Genomic DNA, 920 nt, shown 5'->3' with positions numbered 1-920 from the left:
GCAGCGATGGCAAGCAGAATACCGCCCCAGACAATTCCGAAACCCTCCTGGGTCACTGGATCTGGCAGGTAAAGGCCCCGGTTGTTCAGGAACAGCGCTCCACCGACATCAACACTCTGGCGTGGTGACGGAAGATTGCTGAGTACGGCAAAGTACCAGAAGAAAATCTGCAGAAGCAGCGGTATGTTGCGGATCACTTCGATGTAAACCAGCGCCATTTTGGCCACAAGCCAGTTACTCGAGAGTCGCGCAACACCAATGATGAAACCGAGAATGGTGGCGGCAACGACACCCATCGCGGAAACAAGCAATGTATTGGTTAGACCAACCCAGAAGGTTCGGCCATAAGACATGGTTGCATCATAAGGCACCAGATTCATGATGATGCCGAACCCGGCGGTTTCACCGAGAAAACCGAAACCGGTGCTGATGCCACGGCTTTCCATGTTGGAAAGCGTGTTATCGACGAGAATCCATCCGCCCCAGAACACGAGGGCAATGGCTATCGCCTGAAAGAAGAGTGAGCGGACCCGGGGGTCGTACCAGGGCTTGGGCCCTGCAGGTCGGGTATCGATTGTTTGTTTTTTCATGGATTGTCCTGAAGAGCTTCCCTGTGGTTTACAGCATCAGAGATAACGGCGAAGCCTCCCACAGGAGACTTCGCCGTATGCCTTCAGGTCTTAACGGACCGGCGGCGCATACATGATACCGCCTTCAGTCCAGAGCGCGTTGATTCCGCGATCCAGTCCCAGCGGGGTATCCGGTCCTACGTTGCGGTCATACATTTCACCGTAGTTGCCAACCAGTTTCACGGCCTGATAACCGAAGTCATCCGGCAGTCCAAGCTTGGCACCCATGTCGCCATCGGTACCCAGCAGGCGCTGGATATTCGGGTTGTCGGACTTCAGCATGTCGTCGGC

Annotated in this window: 1 protein-coding gene and 1 pseudogene; both read right to left on the bottom strand. The window is 55.1% G+C overall.

What is annotated here, in order from left to right:
• On the bottom strand, nt 1-590 hold a 590-nt coding region (locus B2W52_RS09930), incomplete at its 3' end, for an ABC transporter permease subunit (RefSeq protein ID WP_286802815.1).
• A 90-nt stretch (nt 591-680) separates the two neighbouring features.
• A pseudogene (locus B2W52_RS09925) lies at nt 681-920 on the bottom strand (amino acid ABC transporter substrate-binding protein); the annotation flags it as partial.

Origin of the sequence: Marinobacter sp. UBA2498 (assembly GCF_002341575.1) — a bacterium.
GTDB classification, from domain to species: Bacteria; Pseudomonadota; Gammaproteobacteria; order Pseudomonadales; family Oleiphilaceae; genus Marinobacter; species Marinobacter manganoxydans.
The sequence above is the reverse complement of the archived record's forward strand: the minus strand, read 5'-3'. Positions and strand labels throughout refer to the sequence as shown.